This is a genomic window from Methylocystis sp. MJC1 (assembly GCF_026427715.1).
In the GTDB taxonomy this organism is placed as follows: Bacteria; Pseudomonadota; Alphaproteobacteria; order Rhizobiales; family Beijerinckiaceae; genus Methylocystis.
Genome location: NZ_CP107558.1, coordinates 487,356 through 507,304 on the forward strand (window position 1 = coordinate 487,356; position 19,949 = coordinate 507,304).

General features: G+C 62.5%; 17 protein-coding genes and 1 pseudogene. 12 read left to right on the forward strand and 6 right to left on the reverse strand.

Translation table 11 applies throughout. The features are described 5' to 3' along the window. Positions 1-13: 13 nt before the first annotated feature. A complete protein-coding gene (locus tag OGR47_RS02405; RefSeq protein ID WP_246729858.1) occupies positions 14-619 on the reverse strand; it encodes an HdeA/HdeB family chaperone in 606 nt (201 codons plus the stop codon). On the opposite strand from OGR47_RS02405, the gene OGR47_RS02410 reads away from it, so the two are divergent. The 3 genes from OGR47_RS02410 (at position 618) to OGR47_RS02420 (ending at position 5,334) form a co-directional block, all read left to right on the forward strand. After that, positions 618-1,784: an efflux RND transporter periplasmic adaptor subunit gene (locus tag OGR47_RS02410; RefSeq protein ID WP_165055724.1), complete on the forward strand. Its 1,167-nt coding sequence runs from the start codon at positions 618-620 to the stop codon at positions 1,782-1,784. The two genes, OGR47_RS02405 and OGR47_RS02410, sit on opposite strands and share 2 nt — an antisense overlap. Positions 1,785-1,795: 11 nt before the next feature. Next, positions 1,796-4,942: an efflux RND transporter permease subunit gene (locus tag OGR47_RS02415; protein ID WP_165055722.1), complete on the forward strand. Its 3,147-nt coding sequence runs from the start codon at positions 1,796-1,798 to the stop codon at positions 4,940-4,942. An 80-nt stretch (positions 4,943-5,022) separates the two neighbouring features. Then, positions 5,023-5,334, forward strand: a complete 312-nt coding sequence (locus tag OGR47_RS02420) for a DUF2513 domain-containing protein (RefSeq protein ID WP_165055721.1) — start codon at positions 5,023-5,025, stop codon at positions 5,332-5,334. Here OGR47_RS02420 and OGR47_RS02425 read toward each other — a convergent pair. Next, positions 5,310-6,302 carry an alginate O-acetyltransferase AlgX-related protein gene (locus OGR47_RS02425; protein WP_165055720.1) on the reverse strand — a complete coding sequence of 331 codons (993 nt, stop codon included), beginning with the start codon at positions 6,300-6,302 and terminating at the stop codon, positions 5,310-5,312. The two genes, OGR47_RS02420 and OGR47_RS02425, sit on opposite strands and share 25 nt — an antisense overlap. Then, complete coding sequence (locus OGR47_RS02430) at positions 6,299-7,450, reverse strand: class I SAM-dependent methyltransferase (RefSeq protein ID WP_165055718.1); 1,152 nt, start codon at positions 7,448-7,450, stop codon at positions 6,299-6,301. Before OGR47_RS02430 ends, OGR47_RS02425 begins: the two co-directional genes overlap by 4 nt. Before the next feature lie 169 nt (positions 7,451-7,619). On the opposite strand from OGR47_RS02430, the gene OGR47_RS02435 reads away from it, so the two are divergent. The 5 genes and pseudogenes from OGR47_RS02435 to aqpZ all read left to right on the forward strand — a co-directional run bounded on the left by OGR47_RS02435 (position 7,620) and on the right by aqpZ (position 11,380). Continuing rightward, a complete protein-coding gene (locus tag OGR47_RS02435) occupies positions 7,620-7,850 on the forward strand; it encodes a hypothetical protein (protein ID WP_165055717.1) in 231 nt (76 codons plus the stop codon). 3 nt (positions 7,851-7,853) lie between these two features. After that, complete coding sequence (locus OGR47_RS02440; protein ID WP_165055716.1) at positions 7,854-8,621, forward strand: hypothetical protein; 768 nt, start codon at positions 7,854-7,856, stop codon at positions 8,619-8,621. Beyond that, positions 8,618-9,769, forward strand: a complete 1,152-nt coding sequence (locus OGR47_RS02445; RefSeq protein ID WP_165055714.1) for a GSCFA domain-containing protein — start codon at positions 8,618-8,620, stop codon at positions 9,767-9,769. Before OGR47_RS02440 ends, OGR47_RS02445 begins: the two co-directional genes overlap by 4 nt. 357 nt (positions 9,770-10,126) lie before the next feature. After that, positions 10,127-10,450: pseudogene (locus tag OGR47_RS02450) on the forward strand (HdeD family acid-resistance protein); the annotation flags it as partial. A 249-nt stretch (positions 10,451-10,699) separates the two neighbouring features. Next, positions 10,700-11,380 (forward strand): aquaporin Z, encoded by a 681-nt coding sequence (gene aqpZ, locus OGR47_RS02455; RefSeq protein WP_246729859.1) that lies wholly within the window; start codon positions 10,700-10,702, stop codon positions 11,378-11,380. A 93-nt stretch (positions 11,381-11,473) separates the two neighbouring features. Here aqpZ and OGR47_RS02460 read toward each other — a convergent pair whose 3' ends face one another. After that, positions 11,474-12,703 carry a PepSY-associated TM helix domain-containing protein gene (locus OGR47_RS02460; RefSeq protein ID WP_165055712.1) on the reverse strand — a complete coding sequence of 410 codons (1,230 nt, stop codon included), beginning with the start codon at positions 12,701-12,703 and terminating at the stop codon, positions 11,474-11,476. A 302-nt stretch (positions 12,704-13,005) separates the two neighbouring features. Beyond that, positions 13,006-14,580 (reverse strand): phytoene desaturase family protein, encoded by a 1,575-nt coding sequence (locus OGR47_RS02465; RefSeq protein WP_165055711.1) that lies wholly within the window; start codon positions 14,578-14,580, stop codon positions 13,006-13,008. 125 nt (positions 14,581-14,705) lie between these two features. On the opposite strand from OGR47_RS02465, the gene msrB reads away from it, so the two are divergent. After that, on the forward strand, positions 14,706-15,119 hold the full coding sequence (msrB, locus tag OGR47_RS02470) for a peptide-methionine (R)-S-oxide reductase MsrB (RefSeq protein WP_165055710.1): 414 nt from the start codon (positions 14,706-14,708) through the stop codon (positions 15,117-15,119). Between the two features lie 232 nt (positions 15,120-15,351). On the opposite strand, the gene OGR47_RS02475 is transcribed toward msrB, so the two are convergent. After that, positions 15,352-15,519, reverse strand: coding sequence for a hypothetical protein (locus OGR47_RS02475; RefSeq protein WP_165055709.1), 168 nt, complete (start codon positions 15,517-15,519; stop codon positions 15,352-15,354). 205 nt (positions 15,520-15,724) lie between these two features. Between OGR47_RS02475 and OGR47_RS02480 the strand changes: the two genes are divergently transcribed. From OGR47_RS02480 to OGR47_RS02490, 3 genes are all read left to right on the forward strand, one after another. Further along, complete coding sequence (locus OGR47_RS02480) at positions 15,725-17,461, forward strand: formate--tetrahydrofolate ligase (protein WP_165055708.1); 1,737 nt, start codon at positions 15,725-15,727, stop codon at positions 17,459-17,461. 90 nt (positions 17,462-17,551) lie between these two features. Continuing rightward, positions 17,552-18,748, forward strand: coding sequence for an aminotransferase class V-fold PLP-dependent enzyme (locus OGR47_RS02485; protein WP_165055706.1), 1,197 nt, complete (start codon positions 17,552-17,554; stop codon positions 18,746-18,748). Between the two features lie 92 nt (positions 18,749-18,840). Beyond that, on the forward strand, positions 18,841-19,782 hold the full coding sequence (locus OGR47_RS02490) for a D-2-hydroxyacid dehydrogenase (protein WP_165055705.1): 942 nt from the start codon (positions 18,841-18,843) through the stop codon (positions 19,780-19,782). The last annotated feature ends 167 nt before the right edge of the window (positions 19,783-19,949 follow it).

The following is a 19,949-nucleotide window of genomic DNA, read 5'->3' on the forward strand; positions in this document are numbered from 1 at the left end:
GTGCAATCCCTCGTCATTGTTTCTTGTCGAAAGCGCGCTGTAGGCCCGCCATCACGGACTCGGACTTGTTCGCCGCGCACCACTCGGTCACGCTCGCGGCGTTCTTTTGGAACAGAACGAGATCGATGGAAGTGCGGCCGCTCTTTTGGGCAAACCACCCGCTCATGAAGGCCCCGAAGTCGGCTTGGTCCTCGGGGGGCAGCGCTAGCAATTCGCCGCAGGTAATTTTCGTCATATCGATCTTGACTTGTGCCTGCACGGCTGCGGGCGCCAACATTCCTGCCATAGCGATCCCAAAGATCAACTTATTCATGTTTTCCTCCAGAAAATGCACGGCGCGCCAGGCTTCGGTCGCACAATCGAACAATGTGCGTGAAAGCGTCGCCTCTCCAATCAGCGCGAGCGCAGGGAACACATACAGGCAAAAAACAAACTTTGACTTAAGCCTGCAGATAACTTGAGCGGGAATGAACAAACGTCGCTTAAGTATTCTGATTCCACGCGATTTTGACCTTTCACGCTTTTCGAGCGCCTTGCGCCCCGCCGGTGGACGCGGACGGCCGTCTGATTTAGTTTTGGCACCGCAGCAACAAGCGTTTTTTCGACAGAGACGTGACATGAATTGGATGCGCCCGCGCGCTTATCGCCGCCTCGCTTGGATGACGCTGGGCTTTATTGCCGTGGCCGCCGTTGTGGCGCTGAGGCCCGGCGCCGGCGCTCAGGACGGCACGCCCGCGGCGCCGCCCGCGCCGCCAGTTACGGTTGCGCATCCGCTCGCCGAGACTGTGCCGCGTTTCGACGAATATACGGGCCGTTTCGTGCCGGTTCAGCGCGTCGAGGTGCGTCCGCGCGTCTCCGGGGCCGTCGAAAAGATTCATTTCACCGACGGCCAGATCGTGAAAGCGGGCGATCTCCTGTTCACCATTGATCCGCGTCCCTATCAGATCGCTGTCGACAGCGCTCACGCCGAGGTTGCCCGGATGCAGGCGCAAACCTCGATGCTCTCCAAAGACGCAGCGCGGGGCGAGAGCCTCGTCGGCGGCGGAACGATCACGCGGCGCGATATGGACCAGCGGCGTGGTGGGTCCGATGCGGCGCGCGCCCAGTTGATGGGCGCCGACGCTTCTTTGCGCAACGCACAGCTCAATTTGGAATGGACGCAGGTGCGCGCGCCGATTGCCGGGCGCGTCTCCGATCGCCGCATAGACGTCGGCAATCTGGTTCAGGCCGGGGCAACGCTGTTGACCACGATTGTGAGCCTGGACCCCATTCATTTCGAGTTCGACGTGTCCGAGGCGGATTATCTGCACTACGCCCGGACCGGGACGGGCCGTCACAAGACGGAGACGACGCCCGCTTACGTGCGCCTCACGGATGAAGTCGACTGGAAGCGCTCGGGCGCAATCGACTTCATGGACAACCAGCTCAATGTGCATTCTGGCACGATCCGCGCGCGCGCCGTTCTCGACAACAAGGATTTGTTCCTGACGCCCGGCGCTTTCGGCCGCGTGCGCGTCAATGGCGGCGATTTCGCCGGGCTGCTCGTCCCCGACGCTTCCATCGCTTCGGACCAGACGAACAAGATCGTGCTTGTCGTCACGCCGGATCGCAAGGTTGCGGCGAAGCCCGTGACTCTCGGGCCGCTCCATAAGGGGTTGCGCGTCGTGCTGTCGGGCCTCGACCCTAGTGATCTTGTCATCACGGCCGGCCTCGCCAATCCCATGGTGCGGCCCGGAGCCACCGTCGCGCCAACCGAAGGCGCGATCGCGCCCTCAGTTAAATAGGCTAGGGGCGCATGCGTTTTCCGCATTTCTTCATCGAACGGCCAATTTTCGCCGCCGTCATCTCGGTGCTGCTCACCATCGCGGGTCTCATCGCCCAGCGCGCGCTGCCGGTGTCGGAATATCCCGACATTGCGCCGCCGACGGTGATGATCACCGCGACCTATCCCGGCGCCTCCGCGGAAGTCATCGCGCAGACGGTCGCCTCGCCGATCGAGCAGGAGGTCAATGGCGTCGACGATATGCTCTATATCGTCTCGCAATCGACGGGCGACGGCTTGCTCACGATCAATGTCGTCTTCAAGACGGGCGTGAATATCGATCTCGCCCAGGTGCTGGTGCAGAACCGCGTCGCCATCGCCACGCCGCGCCTGCCGGAGGAAGTGCAGCGCTTCGGCGTCGTCGTGAAGAAGGCATCGCCCGATCTGATGATGGTCGTGCATCTGCGCTCGCCCGATGGTTCGCGTAGCCAGCAGTATATTTCCAATTACGCCACGCTTTATGTGCGCGACGAGCTGGCGCGCCTCGAGGGTGTCGGCGACGTGCGCGTCTTCGGCGCCCGCGACTATTCGATGCGCGTCTGGCTCGATCCGGACAAGGTGGCCGCGCGCGGCATGACGGCGGGCGAAGTGGTCGCCGCCTTGCGCGCCGCCAATCTCCAGGTGGCGGCGGGCGCGATCAATCAGCCGCCGGCCGCGTCTCCCGGCGCCTTCCAGCTTTCCGTGCGCACGCTCGGGCGGCTTTCCGATCCGGCGCAATTCGCCGATGTCGTGCTGCGCGCCGACGCCGACGGCCAAGTGCGACTGCGCGACGTGGCGCGGGTGGAGATCGGCGCGCAGGATTACACCGTCAACGCCTATCTCGATCGCGATGCGGCGACCGCCATCGCCATCTTTCAGAAGCCGGGGTCCAACGCCCTCGCCACCTCCGCCGCGGTGGAGGAGGCCATGGTTCAGGCGAAGAAGCAGTTCCCCGCCGGCCTCGATTATTCCATCGTCTATAATCCGACCGAGTTCATTCAGCAGTCGGTGGACGAAGTCGTTCGCACGCTCGGCGAGGCGATAATCCTCGTCGTCCTAGTCGTGATCCTCTTTCTGCAGACATGGCGCGCCGCGATCATTCCTGTTGTGGCGATTCCGATCTCGCTTGTCGGCAGTTTCGCGGTGATGAAGCTCGTCGGGCTCACCTTCAACACGCTGTCGCTCTTCGGCCTCGTGCTGGCGATCGGCATCGTGGTCGACGACGCCATCGTCGTCGTCGAGAATGTCGAGCGCTATCTGGCGCAGGGGATGACGCCGAAAGAGGCCGCGCATAAGACCATGGACGAGGTCGGCGGCGCGCTCATCGCCATCGCGCTCGTGCTCTGCGCCGTTTTCATCCCGGTCGCCTATATCACGGGGCTGCAGGGGGCCTTCTATAAGCAATTCGCTATCACCATCGCTTCCGCGACGCTGATTTCCGCCTTTGTGTCGCTGACGCTCTCCCCTGCGCTCGCGGCCATTCTTCTCAAACCGCATGGCGAGGAGCATGCGGCGCATGCAGGGCGTTTCGAGTTTCTGCGCCATCCGCTCAACGCTTTTTTCGCGCGCTTCAATCGCCTTTTCGACGCCATGTCGGCGCGCTATGGCGCATTGACGGCGCGGCTGGTGCGGGTCGGGCTCGCCTCGCTTGTGGTCTATGGTCTGCTGATCGCCCTTGCGGCGGGGCTTTTGTGGCGCACGCCGACCGGCCTGGTGCCGACGCTCGACCGCGGCTATCTCATCGCCGCCTTCCAATTGCCGCCCGGCGCCGCGCTCGACCGCACCGACTCCGTGATGCGGCAGGCGACCAACATTATCCTGTCGCGGCCAGGCGTCGCGTCGAGCGTCGTCTTCACCGGCTTCGACGGCGCGACCTTCACCAACGCGCCGAACGCGGGCGTCATCTTCGTCACGCTGAAATCCTTCGAGGAGCGCCACAGGGCCGGCCTCACGGCGCCCGGCATTCGTGACGACATCCGCGCCGCGCTCGCGCCGATCAAGGACGCCTTTGTTTTCGTGCTGGAGCCGCCGGCGGTGCCGGGCATCGGGACGGGCGGCGGCATCAAGGGCTATGTGCAGGATCGCGGCGGCATGGGGCTTCCGGCGTTGGAGGGCGCCGCGTGGTCGCTGGCCGGCCCGGCGATGCATACGCCGGGCGTCGCTCAGGCCTTCACGCTTTTCAACACGCGCACCCCGCAGATTTTCGCCGACGTCGATCGCACAAAGGCAGAGATGATCGGCGTGCCGATCACGCGCGTGTTCGAGACCATGTCGATCTATCTCGGCTCGGTCTTCGTCAACGACTTCAATATTCTCGGCCGCACCTACCGCGTCATGGCGCAAGCCGACAATCCGCACCGCTTGACGCTGCGCGATCTCTCGGAGCTCAAAACGCGCAGCGCCACTGGGGAGATGACGCCGCTCGGCGCCCTGGCCAGCTTCAACGATACGACCGGCCCTTTTCGCGTGCCGCGCTACAATCTTTATCCGGCTGCCGAGGTGCAGGTTAATCTCCAGCACGGCGTGTCGTCGGGGCAGGGCATCGCCATGATCGAGGGGCTGGCGAGCAAATCGCTGCCGCAGGGCTTCGGCTTCCAATGGACCGAGATCGCCCTGCAGGAGAAGCTCGCCGGCAATACCGCGATCCTCGCCTTCGGACTTGCTGTCGTCTTCGTCTTCCTGCTGCTCGCCGCGCTTTACGAGAGCGTCGTGTTGCCGCTCGCGGTCATTCTCATCGTGCCCATGTGCATTCTCGCCGCCATGAGCGGCGTCGCGGCGCGCGGGCTCGACCGCAATATTCTCGTCGAGATCGGCCTTGTGGTGTTGATCGGCCTTGCGGCGAAGAACGCCATTCTCATCGTGGAATTCGCCCGGCAGGGCGAAAATGAGGGCAAGGATCGCTTTACGGCGGCGATCGAGGCGGCCCGCACGCGCTTGCGTCCGATCCTCATGACCTCGCTTGCCTTTATTTTGGGCGTGCTGCCGCTTGCGGTCTCGCATGGCGCGGGCGCCGAAATGCGCCAGTCTCTGGGCGTCGCGGTGTTCAGCGGCATGATCGGCGTGACGATCTTTGGTCTCCTCTTCACACCAATCTTCTATGTGCTGTCGCGGGCGCTCGGGATACGATCCTGGCGGCCTTAGGGTGCATAGACGAAAGACTTGCGCTCGCGTCCGTTTCCGTCTTTCATTGGCGACGCCGAACGAAAGAGAAAGACGGAGGAATGGCGCGCGACGTCGACCTGATGCGGTTGCTGCTGCTTGATCTCGAAGAGAGACAGCTTTCGCCGCCAGAAGCTTTTCTGCTGCCGCTGGAGGAGATCGCGCTCCGCTTCGATCGCACCCGAGGAGAGATCGTCGACGCGCTTGAAATGCTTCGCGAGGCGGAATTTATCGAGGCGCCGGGCGCTTTCCATGAGAGCGCGTGGATTTTCCGCAAGCTCACCCGTCGCGGCGTTGAGCTTGCCAATCTGGTCGCCGATGCGCGTCAATGGGACAAGGTGAAAAACGCCTATGTCGACTTGCTTGAGGGCTGACGCCGCTTTTCGCGCCAGTCTCTGAGCCACGCCTCGAAGCGTCTGCGGCGGCCAAGCAGAACCTGACGTATTTCAGTCCCGCGCAAGTTGAAGCGGTCGTTTGCTGGTATAGCCATATAGCGCTCGGCAATCTCAGTGACGACGAAATCCGGCTTGGAGCGCTTTACGAGAGTCCAATCGACATTCGCCGACCAGACGAATTCCAACTCGGAGACGGTCTCGGCGAGGGCGGCGGTCAGAAAATAGGGGCTGACGCCCGCAAAAGAATCGCCGAACAGCAAGAGCTTGCACTTGTTCCTGGCGTGCGGGTTCTTGAACACCGCATGGCAGCCGACGTGGATTTCTCCGCCATATTCATGAGCTTCCAGCAGGCGAACGACGGCATTGTCATAAACGCGCGTCGCATCCTTGCGCCATGTGGCTTCGCGGATCGTCTCATAGACAGGGGGCTCGAGCTTGGAGCCCAAATCGAGCAGGCGACCTTCCTCGACGAAAGGGCGCGCGACGAGATCGTCATTGCGCACCAGTCCAAGCGCGTCGCACAGAATTTCATAGCCGAGAAGACAGCCGAGCGGCGTCCAATGCGTGTCCGTGCGCCAATAGAGATCGACGTCATCGCGATGCGCGCGCATGAGCGGGACCATGTCGACGTAACCATAAGCTGCGGGGTCGCGCTCGAAAAGTTGGGTGAGGCGCAGCGAGGGCGCAAGGTCGGCGTCGACGAGCGGCTCGGCTGTCTTGTGGGAATAGATCGTCAGTTTCTCGGGCACGACGAGATGGGCGAATTTGGCGCCGAGCGCGTCGCAGCGCTTTTTGCGCTCGACGATGAGATCTCGCCAACGCGCCAGCGCTCTATCCGGCAGGTGCCCGGATTCGCGCTCGTATAGCGTCGCGACAAAATTGGAGCCGCCGACGAGGAAAAGCCATCCATCTAGCCCACGATGGACGAATAGGCTTGCATGACTCATTGCGGTTCTTGCGTGCTCGGCGTCGGCGTCGGCGCCTGCGGCTTGCGCGCGAGGAGAATTGTCGCCGCAGCGAGCTCGAATTGCTTTTCGACCGGCAGCTCCTTGGCCCAGGCTTGCTCCAGCATGGGACCCGGGAAGGCGATGAGATCGCTGACGCGCTGACGCAGAAAGGATTTGCGCGCTTTTGGCGGCAGGCCCTCGGCCCAGGATCGAAGCTGCCATGCGATCGCCCAGACGGGATGCGTGGCGGGATTCACTTCCTGCCGTTCGATGGTGAGATAAGGCTCGAACAATGTGCGAAGGCCTTCATGCGTCATATTAAAGTAGTGATGCGGAAAGCCGTGCAAGGGCTGCAGGAAAGGCACGCAGCACTTCAGCCATCCGCCGGGCTTCAAAACCCGCGCGATTTCACGCGCGCAACGAAACGGGTCCTTGACATGCTCGAGGACAGCGATCGAGATGACGCCGTCGAATGACGCATCCTTGAATGGCAGGCTGTCAGCGGCGCCAATGACGTCGGTTGTCGGATAGTCTGCGATCTCCAGATTGACGACATTGCTGTAATAGACCGGCCGGAAGCCGGCGCCGACATCCAGAACAAGCCCCTCGCGGCAGCTTTCGATCAGCTCGACGGTTTCTTGATCGTAGCTATTCTCACTGATCGGAATCTCGTCATCGAGGCTGTCCCGCGCGCGCGTCGCTTCGTCCAGGAAGCAATATTTGCCGCTCTCATTCAGGGTCTTTTCAGGGTCGAGGAGAAGCGGCCGCAAGGCGGTAAGTTTTCTTGCGCGGATCGCGGGCACCGGGCTCACGCGTCGCTGGCGCCGTTTTTCGCAAACGCCGAATCGCTCGAAATGCGCCCGCGCGGAAGGGAATTTTCCCTGCTCGATCGCTTGCGCGACGTCGGGATTGCTTTCGAGATAGCGCGTCTCGTCGAAATTCTCGCAGGTGGCGGCCTCATCCTGCTTGGCGAACTGCCGTCGCCCCTCCACCACGCCAAACTTCTTGAAATGCGCCCAGCCGGACGCGATCCGTCCGGCCCCAATCGCCTCGGCGACGTCCGGATTTGCCGCGAGATAGCAGCGCTCGTCGAAGGTCGACGGCGTCGGGATTTCCTGGAGCAGCGCAGTTTCGAAGGGATTGTTCATCAGAAGAGGGGCGCCGAATGAAAAGACCGGGTCGTTTATCATAGGTCGTAAAATAAGAAAAACTGGGCCAGAACGGGGCGGGGCCGGGTTTTTAGGCTCTCTTGGTCTTTGGCCCGCAGACGAATATGTTGCGCGGACAAATATGCAGCGCAGATTGGAGCGGGATGCTATGGCGGATGGCGAGCCGATCGAGGTCGAAGCATTTTATCATTATGGCTATCGGGGGCGTGACATGATCGCGATTCGTGCGCCCTTCGCGATGTCGACCGACTCGGAAATCATCGGCCGCCGGGTGCTCGTCGGAAACACGGCGCATCGCGTGCGCGGCGTCTTCCGCCAGATTTCGGGGCCGATCCAAAAGGGTGAGCCTATCGGCGTCGAAGTCGACGAGCGGGATTGATGCATGAAAATATTAGGGCTGGGGCATAGCCATATAGTGGCGATTGCAGAGGGCTGTTACGAGCTCCAGCATCAGGGCGCAACGATCGCTGGCGCGCGGTTTTGTTCGCGCTTTATTTATCTTTTGGACCCGGCGGTCACGCCGACGCTTCTTGACTCTGTTGACGGCCAGAAGATCAATCCGCGGCTCGAGGAAATCATCGCCCAAGAAGACGCCGATTTCGGATTGTTGTCGATCCGCGGCAATGAGCATATCGCGCTTTCCATCGCGCAGCGCTTCGAGCCCATCGATTTCTTCCTCAGGGAGGAGAATGAACTGCCGCTCGCCGAGGGCGCGACCCAGTTGACCGAGGCAGCGATCCGCGAAACCCTGCGGGATAAAATGGCGGAGACGATCGCCATCCTCGCGGCACTGCGCGGCGCGACGCGCATGCCGCTTTATTGCCTCGCGCCGCCGCCGCCTCTGCCGGATTGCCAGATCATGGCCTATCCAAAGGAGTTTTTCAAAAAGGCGATCGACGCCGAGCGACTCTCGCCGGAAATCTTCCGCTACAAAATATGGCGCGTTGCGTGCCAGCTTTATCGTGAGATCTGCGCCGCCCAAAACATAATTTTCGTCGAGGTCCCTTCCGCCTTCATTGCGACGCCCGGGCTCCTTGCCCGCGAAGCGTGGGGCGCCGATGCGACTCACGCCAACTTGATTTTTGGAAAAGCGATGGTCGAAAAAGTCATCGGCATGCTTGAAGCGCAGCGGGAGTCGGTCGCCCGATGACGTCGCACCCTTATTCGAAACTTCCGCCCTATGCCTATTGGCGCCACGCCGTGGCGGGCGTCGCAGCAGGCGAGATCGACCCTGTCGTCGAGCCGCCTTTCCGCTTCGGTGCGCGGGAGAAGATCGCAGCCGCCGGCAGTTGCTTCGCCCAACATATTGGTCGCTATCTCATCGCCAACGGCTGCAACTATCTGGTGACGGAGCAGCCGCATCCCTTTCTGAGCGAAAAAGCGGCGCAGGCGTTGAATTACGGCCTCTATTCCGCACGCTACGGCAATGTCTATACAAGCCGGCAGCTTCTGCAGCTCTTCGAGCGCGCCTACGGCCGCTTTACGCCGAAAGAGAACTATTGGCGCGACGGCGCTGGCGCCGTGATCGATCCATTCCGGCCGCAGATACAGCCGGGCGGATTCAGCTGCGCGAGAGAGCTCGACGTGGACCGCGAACGCCACTTCGCAGCGGTCCGCGAGGCGTTCGAGACCCTCGACGTGTTGATCTTTACGCTCGGTCTTACGGAAGCCTGGCGGTCGCGCGCGGACGGCGCGGTCTTTCCGCTTTGCCCCGGCGTCGCCGGCGGTGAATATTCATCTGCCTCGCACGAATTCATCAATCTCGGCGTGGACGAGGTTGTCGCGGATATGACCGCCTTTCTCGAACGTCTGCGCGACGTGAACCCCGGCGCGCGGGTCATTCTGACCGTTTCGCCCGTGCCGCTGATTGCGACCGCCGAGCGACGGCATGTTATGGTCTCGACGCTTTGCTCGAAAGCCATTTTGCGCGCAGCCTGCGACATGCTCGAGCGCACATGCCCGCAAGTCGCTTATTTCCCTTCCTACGAAATTGTCGCTGGCGGCTTCACCGGCGCAGATTATTTCGAAGCCGACCGCCGAAGCGTCACGCGCGAAGGCGTCGCGCATGTCATGCGCATTTTCGAGCGTCATTTCATTCGTCGCAATCTTATGGAGACGGCGCTGCGCAAAACAATGCAAGCGCTTGCCACTCCTGTGGCGCCGACGGACGCGATCTCGGACGCCATGAGGCTCATGTGCGACGAGGAAGCGCTCGAACGCGGCGCGATCCCGGCCATAACGGAAAGCTCGGGGAGCGCTGGCGACGATCTCGGCGCTGCGATTGGCGACGCAAATTAGCGCGGAGGCGGACGCGACAGATGGCCGCGCTTACTTAGAGCTTCGAGTATTTCGACGGAAGTTTACTTGTCGTCAAGCAAGGCGCAAGATGGCGCTGGCCTTGCGCCGCATGATGACGTTGCATTGGCCGGGACGGCCTGCCGTGCTTTCCGCTCGCATGTAATCATCCGAGCGACAAGAATTCGCGCTATCAAAAGTTTGGAGCGGGGGTGCGCTCTAAGGCTGTTTTTGATTTTTATCACGTCGAGTCATCTCGGCGCTTTTCAGAGAGGATGCGGCATGCCCAGTTTCTCTTCGTCGGACATTATTCGTATGAGAGCGGCCGAGGCCGCCCCGCTGCATAAAAATTGGGGATGGATGGTCGCCTTCGGCGCGCTGCTGGCGCTTGCGGGATTCGTTGCGCTCGGCAGCGTCGTCCTCTCGACGATCGCCACCGTGCTCGTCGTCGGCGTTGCGATGATCGTGAGCGGCTTCATCGAGATTGCCTATGCCTTCGCAATGCGAAGCTGGGGCAAGTTTTTTCTCTGGATCGTCATCGGTCTGCTCTATGTCGTCGGCGGCGGCGCGGTGGTGCAGAACCCGCTGCTCGCAGCTGGTTTTCTCACGCTGCTGCTTGGCGCTGGCCTCGTCGCCTCGGGGCTTGTGCGCATTTTCCTCGCCTTTCAGCTTCCCAAGGACGCGCCTTGGGGCTTTGTCGCGCTCTCCGGCGTCGTTACTTTCCTGGTCGGCGGCGTCATTCTTGCCCAATGGCCGGTGTCGAGCCTTTGGGCGCTCGGCGTCTTCCTCGGCGTTGACCTCATCTTCGCTGGCGCGAGCTGGATTGGCTTCGGCATGTCGCTCAGGGACGTCGAGGGCGGGCAGGCGGCCGGGTTTCTCGCAGACGAAAGCGGGAGCGCCGGATCTCGTTTCGGCGACGGGTTCCAGCGAAAGCTGTTCGCCGAGTTTCTCGGGACGTTCTGGCTCGTTTTCGGCGGTTGCGGCAGCGCGCTGATCTCCGCCGGCTTCCCCCAGCTCGGCATCGGTTTCACCGGCGTATCGCTGGCTTTCGGCCTTACCGTGCTCACGGGCGCCTACGCCTTTGGCCCCGTGTCCGGCGGCCATTTCAATCCGGCGGTCTCGCTGGGGCTCGCCACGGCGGGGCGCTTTTCCTGGAAGGAACTCGGGCCCTATTGGCTCGTCCAGCTGATCGGCGCGACCGCCGCGGCTTTTGTGCTGTTGAAGATCTGCGAGGGCAATATCGATTTCTCGCTGGCCAACGGTTTCGCCGCCAATGGCTATGACGAGCATTCGCCAAATGGCTATACGTTGCAATCCGCCTTTCTTGTCGAAACCGTGCTGACGGCGTTTTTCCTGCTCGTCATTCTCGGCGTGACGGAAGGCCGCGCGCCGGTCGGCTTCGCGCCGCTCGCCATCGGACTTGCGCTGACGTTGATCCACCTTGTGGATATCCCGATCACCAACGCCTCGGTGAATCCGGCGCGTTCGACGAGCCAGGCGCTTTTCGTCGGCGGCTGGGCGCTGGAGCAGCTGTGGCTGTTCTGGGTCGCCCCGTTGCTCGGCGGTTTGATCGGCGGGCTTATCCATCGATTCGCGCTCGCCGATAGGGCCTGAGCGCGGCGTTGTTCGCAAATAACGGGTCCGGTCTTTTATCGGGCCCGTTTTGGGAAGGAGGCGTGACGCGCCGACCGGCGGCAGCGGGCCCCTTTAGAACGATCCCGGCGGGCTTTGGATGTTCACGCGCCGCGCGCTCGCGACGTTGTGAGCCCGGCGCTTTTGCAGCCAGCGAAGGAACCCGGTCGCGAACAACAGCGGCCAGCTCAACCCGAACAGAAATACCGCGATGCGACCCGGCCAGCCGTAGACATAGCCGGAGTGCAGCGGCCACTGCCATTGAATGAAACCATCGCCGTCGCCCGAGAGCGGATCGTTGGCTTGCAGAATGTCGCCGCGGAATTGATCGATGTAGATGGTCCGGCGGCCGTCGAGGCCCCAGCCGATCGGAAACAACTGATCGACGATATAGGCGCCGTCATTAGGCTTAGGCATCGTCACGGCATAGATGCGCCCGTCCGGGAAGGACCGCGTCGCGGTGGCGATGGCTTCGTCGAGCGCGACGAGGGCCGAGCCGCTCGCCACCGAGCGATAATGCTCCGGCTGCGTGAGTGTCGAAAACGACTCGACGACGGCTTTGAACTGCTGCGGCAGGTTGAAATGGACGCCGGACAGCAGCACGGCCAAAGCGACCGGCAGCAGGAACAAGCCGGCCAGGCGATGAAGATCGTAATTCAGCCGCTCCGATCTCGCGGGCCATTTCACTGAGAAGGCATTGCGCCATTTTCCGTTTCTCGGCCACCAGAGAACGACCCCGCTCACCGTGGAAACGAAAGCGAGAATGGCGATGATTCCGACCGCGACATCGCCGATCCCGGAAACAAGAAGGGCGTAATGCAGCTTGAACAGGAATGCGACGAAGGCGTCTTCGAGCAGGTTTTCGCTGGAATGCCAGACACGCGTCCCCGTAACCTTCGCCAAATAGGGATCGACGAAGACCTGATGCGTATCGGGTTTGCCGGAACGTGGATTATCGACACGGTAGTAGAATAAAAACGTCCCATCGTCGTTCTGCGGCCAATAGCACCAGCCGAGATAAGAGTCGGCCGGAATAGCGCGACGCGCCGTATCGGCGATCTCCTCCAGCGGCCGCCACGCCGCCCGGCCTTCGGGAGGCGCAGCGACGATCCGCAGCTGCGGGTTGAGCGCTTGGTCGATCTCCTGAAAGAACACCAGCGCCGAACCGGTAAGGCCGATCACCGACAAGAACAGCCCGAGCGCGAGCCCCAGCCAAAGATGGGTCTTCAGCCAAATCTTGCGCCAGCTCCAGAGCGCGACCTGCCGCCGCGCGGCGCCGACCCGAGGCAAACCGATAGAAGTCATGATTTCCTCCGCCAGAAAATCGACTTTGATCGAGCCGATCGCGGAGAACGGCGCGCCGGGCGCGCATCAACATCGCGTTCTGGATCGGTGATTCGAAATATCTTGTATTCGTGATGTGTCGTGCGCGGTCGCTTTCGTCGGCCCGATGTTCCAACGATAGGTCGCGACCGCGTCAAAATGCAAGCTACCGGGACGCTGAGAAGCGCTCTTCTTCAGCAAAGGAGCGCATGCCCGCTTCTTGTCGCCGCTGTGCGGCGTGCGCGTCCTGATCTTCACCACCAAACGCGACGCGCACCGTGCGGCTATTCCTTCCCGTTCGCTTCGAGTCGTCCCGCCGCAAGCCGCGCGGCTTCGGCGCCCGACAGCATTGCTCCATTGAAGCCATGCTCGCCGCCGAAGGCGGAGGCGAGATAGAGCCCGCCGATCGGCGTCTCCGGCGTGCGCGGGAAGCCCATCAATATCGGCGCTTCGGGGGGCAGCGGCGCGAAGCCGTAAACCGCGCCTTCCGGCGTGTTGAGATAGCTCGACATGGAATAGGCGTTAAGCAGCAGACGCGACGTCACGAGGCTGGAAAAGCCCGGATAATCCTGTTCCAGCCGGCCCTGAATGGCGTCCAGCCAAGCCTCGCGACGGGCGACGCCTTCTTCCTTCGATGCGCTTTTCCAGTTGTCGAGCCGGTCGAGGCCCAGCACTGTGAGAAGCACCGGCGGCTCGTCCCAAAGCCCTGAATCGACCGCCGTGAAATTGGCGATCGTATGCAGCGGCAATTCGCCCTTGGGCATGTCGGCCATGGCCGTCGCGCCGTCGCCATATTGATCGAAGCGCTGCATGGTCGAGGGCATGACGATGGTCGAGAAATCCGTCATGCCGATGGTCGACGGCTTGGCGGAAAGGCCGAAATTCGCCGAGAAGAGCGAGGTCGAGAGCGGACGGCCGCCGAAGGTCTCCTCCATTCGGGCGCGTGCCGGCGCTTCCATCAACGAGGCGGCGACAGCGGGCGCGCAATTTGCCATCACGATGCGCGCCTCGACGCGCTCGTCGGCGTCGTTCGTGCGGCGCGCGACATGCCGCACGGCAATGGCGTTTCCGTCAGCGTCGGTCTCTATCTGCGTGACGAGCCGCCCCATGCGCACCACGCCGCCTGCCTTGGTGATGCATTTGGCGAGCTTGAGGCTCAATTGGCGCGAGCCGCCCTTGATGTAAGCGCCGCCCGAGGCGATGTAGCCGCCCTGCGCGAGCGCATAGAAAATCCACCAGAGCTTGCGCGGATCATCGCCGTAATAAGCGAGATTGGCTCCGAGCGCGCATTTCAACCCTTCGGCGCCGGCGAAGTCGCGCGTGAAAATCTCATCGAGGGAATTCATCCAGCTGGCGGCGGCGGGCTCGACTTCCCACAGGCCGCGCGTGAATTTGGCGAGCGAGCCTTCCTCGCGCGCCTGCTTGAGCGTCCATAAGGCGTCGTGGGTTTGTTCGACTTCGCTCAAGAAGCGCTTGATGGCGGCGCTTTTGTCGGGAAAACGAGCGGCGAGCGCGTCATGGGCGGCTTCAAAACCAACCGGCAGCTCGAAGGGCTCGCCTATGGGGCCGCCTTTCACCTTGTAGAGCGGGCCGGTCGGCAGCCATTCGATCTCGTGGAGAATGCCGAGCTTGCTCAAAATATGGTGCTTCACGTCGCGCGGATTGCGCGCGTCGGAGGTCTGATGCAGCGAAGCCTCGACCCAGAGATCGCCGACCTTATAGACCGAGGCGGCGCCCCCTAGGCTGAAGTTGCGCTCGAGCAGGCAGACGCTGTAGCCCGCATCAGCGAGCAACGCGCCGGCTGTGAGGCCGCCAAGTCCGGAGCCGATCACCACAACGTCGTATTTCTTGTCGCTCATCGGGACGTCGTCGCCTCTTTGTGTAAAAGCCCGCCTATATGCGGGAGCGGTATGGCCAAAGCCTGAGTCGGCGCCAACATAACATGGCGCGCCGCCGGATCGCGGCCCCTTTCGAGGAAGCGTCAATGACCGATGAAAGTTTTGCTGTTACGCGCACCGATGAGGAATGGCGGGTGCGGTTGACGCGCGAGCAATATGACGTGATGCGCCGCCACGCTACCGAGCGGCCGGGCAGCTGCGCGCTCAATCACGAGAAGCGTCGCGGCGTCTTTCAATGCGCCGGCTGCGACCAGCCGCTGTTCCGCTCGGGCGATAAGTTTGAAAGCGGCACCGGCTGGCCGAGCTTCTTCGATCCTTTGCCCGGCGCGCTGGGGACGACGACCGACGACAGCTACGGCATGAGGCGCACGGAAGTGCATTGCAGCCAATGCGGATCGCATCTCGGCCATGTCTTTCCCGACGGCCCGAAGCCGACCGGGCTTCGTTATTGCATCAATGGCGTCGCGCTGAATTTCGTTCCCGAGAAAGAGCCTGTTTGATAAGCTCTCGCAATGACGCGATAGAAATCAGCGCTGCGACTTTCGGGTGCGACAAAAATTTTTTTCACCTGCCTGTTTCCTGCGCGATTGGTTTCACCCATACCCCCATCCAGGATGGGTTCGGGCGGGGCGGACCTGACCGTGAGAACGCGCGTGATCCGCTCCAACACCTACCATGTCGGTCTGATCCAAATTCGAATAGTGCAATAAATATAGGCCGTTTGTCTCAACTTTAGCGCGTGTGAGAAACTGATCGATCGGGTAGGGCAAGGATAGTCGTCTCGCCCGGCTTGTCGTATATGCAGCCAAGCCATTCGGGGCCGTCGCGCGAGCGGGAAAGCCGATTTTGCTGCGGCGCCATATCGGCGCCGCGCGCACGCTTGCCTGCTTGACGGCTCATTTTTATTGCCGTCATACGAAACGGCAAAATCAGGTCGTTCGATGGGCTCATTGCGCGCGGGGGCGGCGTCGGTCTAAGCCCGACGAGCGAAAGCGAACTTGGCGCAAGGCCGATAAACGGCGGCGCAAACAACCCGCCGCCCATCGCGTTGCGGCCGATAAAATTTCCAGGGCCCGCGAACGGGCTCGAGAGGGAGTGGAGCTATATGTCGTCAACTACGTCAGCCGCCGCGCCGGGCGCGAGCGGAAAAGACAACCAGCACCTTTCGCCCAAGTCGGACATCGAGATTTCGCAGGCCGCCAAGATGCGGCCGATCATCGAAGTTGCCAAGGACAAGCTCGGCATTCCGGCCGAGCATGTGCAGCCCTACGGTCATTACAAGGGCAAGATCGCTCTCGACTATATCGCTTCGCTCGAAGGCAAGCCGGACGGCAAGCTGATCCTCGTCACGGCGATCACCCCCACGCCCGCCGGCGAAGGCAAGACCACGACGACGGTCGGCCTCACCGACGGCCTCAACTATATCGGCAAGAAAGCGCTGTGCTGCCTGCGCGAGCCCTCTCTCGGCCCGTGCTTCGGCGTGAAGGGCGGCGCGGCCGGCGGCGGCTACGCCCAGGTCGTGCCGATGGAGGACATCAACCTCCACTTCACCGGCGACTTCCACGCCATCGGCGCGGCCAATAATCTGCTCGCGGCGCTGATCGACAACCACATCTATTGGGGCAATCAGCCGGCGATCGACTCGCGCCGCGTGAGCTGGCGCCGTGTGGTCGACATGAACGACCGCGCCCTGCGCTCGGTCGTCTCGTCGCTCGGCGGCGTCGCTAACGGCTTCGCTCGCGAAGACGGCTTCGACATCACGGTCGCTTCGGAAGTGATGGCGATTTTCTGTCTCGCCTCGAACTTCGCCGATCTGCAGCAGCGTCTGGGCAACATCATCGTCGGCCAGACCCGCGACAAGAAGAACGTGCGCGCCAGCGAAGTGCACGCGGCCGGCTCCATGGCCGCGCTGCTCAAGGACGCCATTGCGCCCAACCTCGTGCAGACGCTCGAGAACAATCCGGCGATCATCCATGGCGGTCCCTTCGCCAACATCGCCCATGGCTGCAACTCGGTCATCGCCACCAAGGCGGGCCTCAAGCTTGCCGATTATGTGGTGACCGAAGCCGGCTTCGGCGCCGACCTCGGCGCGGAGAAGTTCTTCGACATCAAGTGCCGCAAGGCGGGCCTGAAGCCCTCCGTGACGGTCATCGTCGCGACCATCCGCGCGCTCAAGATGCATGGCGGCGTCGCCAAGGACGACCTGAAGGCCGAAAACGTCACGGCGGTCGAGAAGGGCTTCGAGAATCTGAAGCGCCATATCGGCAACGTCCGCAAGTTCGGCGTGCCGGTGCTCGTCTCGATCAACAAGTTCTCGTCGGACACGGCGGCCGAGATGGCGGCGCTCGACAAGCTCTGCAAGGCGGAAGGCGTTGATTGCGTCGTCGCCGACAACTGGGGTTCGGGCGGCGCCGGCGCGGCGGACCTCGCCCGCGCGGTGGTGCAGACGATCGAGACGCAGCCCTCGAACTTCAAGCCGCTCTATCCCGACGAGCTGCCTCTGCCTGAGAAGGTGCGCACCATCGCCAAGGAGCTCTACGGCGCCGCCGACATCTCCTACGACTCGAGCATCAAGGCGCGCTTCGCGGAGCTGGAGAAGGAAGGCTTCGGCAACTTCCCGGTCTGCATCGCCAAGACGCAATACAGCTTCTCGACCGACGCCAACGCCAAGGGCGCGCCTTCGGGACACATCATCCCGATCCGCGAACTGCGTCTGTCGGCGGGCGCGGAGTTCATCGTCGCGGTCTGCGGCGACATCATGACCATGCCGGGCCTGCCGAAGGTGCCGGCCGCCAACAATATCGCGGTGGATTCGAACGGCCGTATCGCCGGCCTGTTCTGAGCATCTCGATAAAAGAATTCCGCGGCGTTCAGTAGGGCGCCGCGGTTCCTTCCAATCCTGCAAACTCTTCGCTCGAAAGGAGCAAATTAAATGGCGCAGAATTCCAGAGTCCCCGGCAGAAACTTCCTCTTCGTGCCGGGCCCGACCAATCTTCCCGACCGCATCGTGCGCGCCATGGCGGTCGCCTCGGAAGACCATCGCTCGCCGACCTTCCCCGACCTCGTGAAGCCGCTGTTCCCGGGCCTCAAGAAGGTCTTCAACACCGACAAGGGCGTGCCCTTCATTTTCCCGGCGTCCGGCACCGGCGGCTGGGAAGCGGCTATCACCAACACGCTGTCGCCCGGCGACAAGGTTCTCGCGCAGCGCTTCGGCCAGTTCTCGCACCTCTGGATCGACCTCTGCCAGCGTCTGGGCCTCGAGGTGATCAAGCAGGAGCGTCCGTGGGGCACGGGCAATGATCCGGAGTCCATCGAAGAGGCCCTCAAGGCCGACAAGAACCACGAGATCAAGGCCGTTCTCGCCACGCACAACGAGACCGCCACGGGCGTGACCTCGGACATCGCCGCCGTCCGCAAGGCGATCGACAACGCCAAGCATCCGGCGCTGCTCTTCGTCGACGGCGTGTCCTCCGTCGGCTCGCTCGAGTTCAAGATGGACGAATGGGGCGTGGACGTGATCGTCTCCGGCTCGCAGAAGGGCTTCATGCTGCCGGCCGGCCTCGCGCTGATGGCCGCGAGCCCGAAGGCGATCGAGGCGGGCAAGAACGCCAAGATGCGCCGCGCCTATTTCGAGTTCCAGGACATGATCGCGCAGAACGCGAACGGCTACTTCCCCTATACGCCGTCCGTCCCGCTGCTCTACGGCCTCAAGGAAGCGCTCGCGATCCTGTTCGAAGAGGGCCTCGATCAGGTCTACAAGCGCCACCATCACCTCGCCTCCGGCGTCCGCGCCGCTGTCGCGGCCTGGGGCCTCAAGACCTGCGCGCAGGACCCGAAGTGGGATTCGGACACCGTCACCGCGATCCTGGTTCCGGAAGGCTACAACGCCGCCAAGGTCATCGAGACCGCCTACAAGCGCTATAACCTCGCGCTCGGCGCCGGCCTGTCGGAAGTCGCCGGCAAGGTGTTCCGCATCGGCCATCTCGGCGACCTCAACGAGCTGATGCTGCTCGGCGCGATCGCTGGCGCGGAAATGGCGATGCTCGACAACGGCATCAAGATCGAGGCCGGCTCCGGCGTCGCCGCCGCCCAGGCGGTCTATCGCGCCAATCCGCTGCTGAAGGTCTAATTTGCTACTTCCTCTCCCCGCGCTTGCGTGGGGAGAGGGTCTCTCCAGATGAGGAGAGCTGTTGCGAGAATAAGGGAAACGAGGGGAGCTTCATGTCGCACAAAATCGTCTTTCTGGATCGCGAAACGCTCGACGCCAATGTGCGCAAACCGAATTTCCCACACGAATATACGGAATATGCGCAGACCGCGCCGGACCAGCTCGTCGAGCGCGCCAAGGGTTGCGACATTATCATCACCAACAAGGTGCCGCTGCGCGAAGCGACCTTGAAGCAGCTTCCCGACGTGAAGCTCATCGCCGTCGCCGCGACCGGCACCGACGTGATCGACAAGGCCTACACCACGGCTAACGGCATCACGGTCTCGAACATCCGCAATTACGCCTACAACACGCTGCCCGAGCATGTCTTCGCACTGCTCTTCGCGCTGCGTCGCAATCTGGTGAACTATGTCGACAGCGTGCGCCACGGCCGCTGGGGCTACGCCAACCAATTCTGCTACTTCGATTACCCGATCTATGACATCGCCGGCTCCACGCTTGGCATCATCGGCTATGGCGCGCTCGGCAAGCAGGTCGAAAGCCGCGCCAAGGCGCTCGGCATGAACGTGCTGATCAACGACGTCACGGATGTTCCCGGCAAGGTGGATGTCGCGACGATCCTGCGCGAGGCCGATGTCGTCACGCTGAACATTCCGCTGACGCCGCAAACCAAGAACATGATTGGCGCGAAGGAACTCGCGTCGATGAAGAAGACCGCCAGCATCATCAACACGGCGCGCGGCGGCATCATCGACGAGCAGGCGCTCGCTGACGCGCTGCGCAACGGCGTGATCGCCGGCGCGGCGCTGGACGTGCTGACCGTCGAGCCGCCGAAGAACGGCAACGTCCTGCTCGATCCGACGATCCCCAACCTCATCATCACGCCTCACGTCGCCTGGGCCTCGAAGGAAGCCATGCAGGTGCTGGCGGATCAGCTCATCGACAATATCGACGCCTTCGTCGCGGGCGAGCCGCGCAATGTGGTGACGGCGTAAAGAAGGGAAGGAAATGATCCCGATTGTCTCCCGCGCCGTCATGCCCGCGCTTGTCGCGGGCATCCACGCGGTGCAGCAGCGGGGCATTCCCAGCAAGCGATTTCGTAGCGTCCCGGCGTTATGGCCGGGACAAGCCCGGCCATAACGCGTGGCGGGTTTGCGCCTGA

Excerpts from the sequence above, each read along its gene's own strand:
- OGR47_RS02440 (WP_165055716.1), top strand. The coding sequence starts at position 7,854 with ATGAAAATATTAGGGCTGGGGCATAGCCATATAGTGGCGATTGCAGAG.
- OGR47_RS02405 (WP_246729858.1), bottom strand. The coding sequence starts at position 619 with ATGTCACGTCTCTGTCGAAAAAACGCTTGTTGCTGCGGTGCCAAAACT.
- OGR47_RS02490 (WP_165055705.1), top strand. The coding sequence starts at position 18,841 with ATGTCGCACAAAATCGTCTTTCTGGATCGCGAAACGCTCGACGCCAAT.
- OGR47_RS02465 (WP_165055711.1), bottom strand. The coding sequence starts at position 14,580 with ATGAGCGACAAGAAATACGACGTTGTGGTGATCGGCTCCGGACTTGGC.
- OGR47_RS02410 (WP_165055724.1), top strand. The coding sequence starts at position 618 with ATGAATTGGATGCGCCCGCGCGCTTATCGCCGCCTCGCTTGGATGACG.
- OGR47_RS02460 (WP_165055712.1), bottom strand. The coding sequence starts at position 12,703 with ATGACTTCTATCGGTTTGCCTCGGGTCGGCGCCGCGCGGCGGCAGGTC.
- OGR47_RS02445 (WP_165055714.1), top strand. The coding sequence starts at position 8,618 with ATGACGTCGCACCCTTATTCGAAACTTCCGCCCTATGCCTATTGGCGC.
- OGR47_RS02485 (WP_165055706.1), top strand. The coding sequence starts at position 17,552 with ATGGCGCAGAATTCCAGAGTCCCCGGCAGAAACTTCCTCTTCGTGCCG.
- OGR47_RS02435 (WP_165055717.1), top strand. The coding sequence starts at position 7,620 with ATGGCGGATGGCGAGCCGATCGAGGTCGAAGCATTTTATCATTATGGC.
- msrB (WP_165055710.1), top strand. The coding sequence starts at position 14,706 with ATGACCGATGAAAGTTTTGCTGTTACGCGCACCGATGAGGAATGGCGG.
- OGR47_RS02475 (WP_165055709.1), bottom strand. The coding sequence starts at position 15,519 with ATGAGCCGTCAAGCAGGCAAGCGTGCGCGCGGCGCCGATATGGCGCCG.
- OGR47_RS02420 (WP_165055721.1), top strand. The coding sequence starts at position 5,023 with ATGGCGCGCGACGTCGACCTGATGCGGTTGCTGCTGCTTGATCTCGAA.
- OGR47_RS02480 (WP_165055708.1), top strand. The coding sequence starts at position 15,725 with ATGTCGTCAACTACGTCAGCCGCCGCGCCGGGCGCGAGCGGAAAAGAC.
- OGR47_RS02425 (WP_165055720.1), bottom strand. The coding sequence starts at position 6,302 with ATGAGTCATGCAAGCCTATTCGTCCATCGTGGGCTAGATGGATGGCTT.
- OGR47_RS02415 (WP_165055722.1), top strand. The coding sequence starts at position 1,796 with ATGCGTTTTCCGCATTTCTTCATCGAACGGCCAATTTTCGCCGCCGTC.
- OGR47_RS02430 (WP_165055718.1), bottom strand. The coding sequence starts at position 7,450 with ATGAACAATCCCTTCGAAACTGCGCTGCTCCAGGAAATCCCGACGCCG.